Genomic DNA, 2,635 nt, shown 5'->3' with positions numbered 1-2,635 from the left:
ACCGGGACCTGACGCCCTTGAGACTGTTGATCAGCTTCGACAGGGCGACCTTCGGTGGGTAGTGCACCAACAGGTGCACGTGGTCGGTCTCGCCGACGTATCGCTCCCAGGGCCAGAGCGCCGGCTGGCGTGGTGATGCCGCAACTGCGCCGAGAGGCCCGCTACTCCGCTACCGGTATATGACTTCGCCCCCGCTGGAGGATCCACTTCCGTCGAGAGCAGCAGCCGTAACGGTTCATCTAGATGGCCTCTTGACGGCCGACGTGCCCTATTTTTGTCGCCTAGTCAGTTTTTGCCCTATGTGAGGAGGATGTTCAGCCATCATTCCATTGAGTAAATTCCACTCACATTGAGCGACTGATGAATGTCTACGATGAGTAGCCGTAGGGAGCGAGTGGACGATTCTTCGCCTGCGGGCTGTCGGCTTTAGGTGAAAGGGATGCCTTGTTTTATGCGTTGATGAAGTATGTGATTATTGGACCTCTCATTCGTGTCATTTTTCGTCCTGAAGTTAAGGGGCTTAGGAATGTGCCGAAAATGGGCGGCGCCATAGTCGCAGGAAATCATCTCTCGTTCCTGGATCAGTTCGTACTCGCCTTGGTGTTGCCTCGGCGCATTACGTTCATTGCTAAGTCGGACTACTTCAATCAGCGTGGCCTAAAGGGGAGGTTGATGAATGCATTCTTCCGTGCAGGAGGTCAGATACCTGTAGACCGCGCCGGAGGGGCGGCGGCTAACCCAGCCCTCGTGGCTGGAAAAAGGGTTGTGACTGCAGGGGGTCTACTCGGAATTTACCCAGAGGGCACCAGATCGCCGGACGGTAGGCTTTATAAAGGACATACAGGTGTCGCAAAGATTGCACTATCCGCTAGAGTTCCGGTAATTCCTTGTTCAATATCTGGAACGTTTGAGGCGATGCCGCCCGGTAGGGTCATTCCTCGAGTCCGAAAGATTTCAATCTCGTTCGGAGACCCTTGCCATTTCATTGGAACGAGTCAAGCGGATCATGTGACGCTCAGGCAGACTGCAGATGCGATTATGGTCGCCATTGGTGAACTGTCTGATCAGCAGTATGTGGACCGGTATGCATCCGAGGTAAAGTCGGAAATTTCGGCTTAGACTTGCATGCGCGCGCCATGAACCTCGCAGTTGGATGCTACTCGCCTATTCTCGTAGTCTAACGGTCATTGAGTTGAGTCGTTGGCTCCGAAAAGGATAGGTCCCTGCGCCACGGAGTTTTGCCGGCCCAAAAGGATATGTAGATCCTGCCTACACGCATGTTGGAGCCGCTCTGTGAGTTCATCTCATTTTAGTGAAAGCACATCAGTAATGGGGTTTAGGTTGCCTGGCTGGCGTTGCCCGGAATGCTTGCAGATCGCCCATCAGGTGGGGGACTTCCTCTGGCGTCCTTACTGCTCCCGGCTATGCAGAAAGCGATGGCTGGACCACTTGAAGGTCTCGATAGCAGCGTCAGAAATTCTGGCCACGGATCAGGAGGCGTTGCTGAAAAATGAGGCTGGACGCATGGGCTGACGTGTGGACGGAGGAACGATTCACGGAGTCTCCGACCATCAACGACTCCAGACACGGGCTAACAAGTTCGGTTCTTCCTACAGTCCTCTGCAGGAGCAGAACCTAGGTGCCGCATCACCTTCTCAGCTAGGTAAAGCCTACCTAGCGATACCAGGTATTCGACTCCTCGAACGGCCGGTTCTGGCACAGAATACGTCACCACACGCGATGTCATCAGTTGGCCTTCACCATGTGGAATGCTGCTGCCTCGAAGTTCATTGATCTGTGCTATTGACCAGAAACTTATTGGGTCCAATCGTCGAGGATGTAGCGGACGCGCGGGGCTAAAGTGACTGGTGACGGCATGTGCCTGGCGTTGTGACCGGTGAGAGAATTTGCGAGTCCCGGCGGCAAGTTCGGTCTGGTTTCTGGCCCGGTAAGTGTGAGACAGGCTGCGTTTGAGATCGAGGGCGACCAGTTCGTCCGGGTTCAGCTCGAGAGAGCAGGAAGCGCAGTTTGATCTCGTTCTTGTGGTCGGCGAGCCAGTCCCGGACGGTCTTCTAGCGATGGGCCGAGTGCCGGTTGACGGTCAGATGGACCCTCCGGTCGAAGTGCCCGGAGAATGGGCGAAGAAGCGGCACATGACAGCGCCGAACGTCTTGGCGGTGAGCTTGTTCCGCTTTGGCGGACACCTTTGGTGTGGTGGTCAGGCCGCGAGGGCGGTCTCGTATGCGGCGGGACTGCGGTAGCCGAGGCTGCTGTGGAGCCGGTGCACGTTGTACCAGCTTTCGATCCACTCGAAATATGGCGGTGTGGGCAGCGGCCCGGCTGGGCCAGGGACGAGTATCGCCGAGCTCGTTTTTCCGGGTGGAGAAGAACGATTCGGCGAGGGCATTGTCCCAGCACTGGCTAGTGCGTCCGACCGGCAGCCTGATACTGAGCCGTTTCCAACCTGACGTCGCTGGCCGTGTGTTGGACGGATCGGTGGAACGACGAAGCTCCTGGTAGACGGGTTCACGACCAAGGTGCACCGTCCGCCAGGAGTCTCAATGACGAAGTCAAGACTCCTGCGCGACGGGTGGGAAGGGGGTGAACAGCCTGTCGTCGCGCAGGAGAGCCCACA

Annotated in this window: 1 protein-coding gene and 2 pseudogenes; 1 reads left to right on the top strand and 2 read right to left on the bottom strand. The window is 56.7% G+C overall.

Annotation, left to right across the window (positions count from 1 at the left end; translation table 11 throughout):
- Positions 1-94, bottom strand: a pseudogene (locus ACFWUY_RS41225) (transposase); the annotation flags it as partial.
- 365 nt (positions 95-459) lie between these two features.
- Here ACFWUY_RS41225 and ACFWUY_RS41220 point away from each other — a divergent pair.
- Positions 460-1,119 carry a lysophospholipid acyltransferase family protein gene (locus ACFWUY_RS41220; protein ID WP_384122054.1) on the top strand — a complete coding sequence of 220 codons (660 nt, stop codon included), beginning with the start codon at positions 460-462 and terminating at the stop codon, positions 1,117-1,119.
- Positions 1,120-2,218: 1,099 nt separating this feature from the next.
- On the opposite strand, the pseudogene ACFWUY_RS41215 reads toward ACFWUY_RS41220, so the two are convergent.
- Positions 2,219-2,420, bottom strand: a pseudogene (locus ACFWUY_RS41215) (integrase core domain-containing protein); the annotation flags it as partial.
- Between the last annotated feature and the right edge of the window lie 215 nt (positions 2,421-2,635).

Source organism: Streptomyces sp. NPDC058664 (genome assembly GCF_042716635.1).
Classification (GTDB): Bacteria; Actinomycetota; Actinomycetes; order Streptomycetales; family Streptomycetaceae; genus Streptomyces.
The sequence above is the reverse complement of the archived record's forward strand: the minus strand, read 5'-3'. Positions and strand labels throughout refer to the sequence as shown.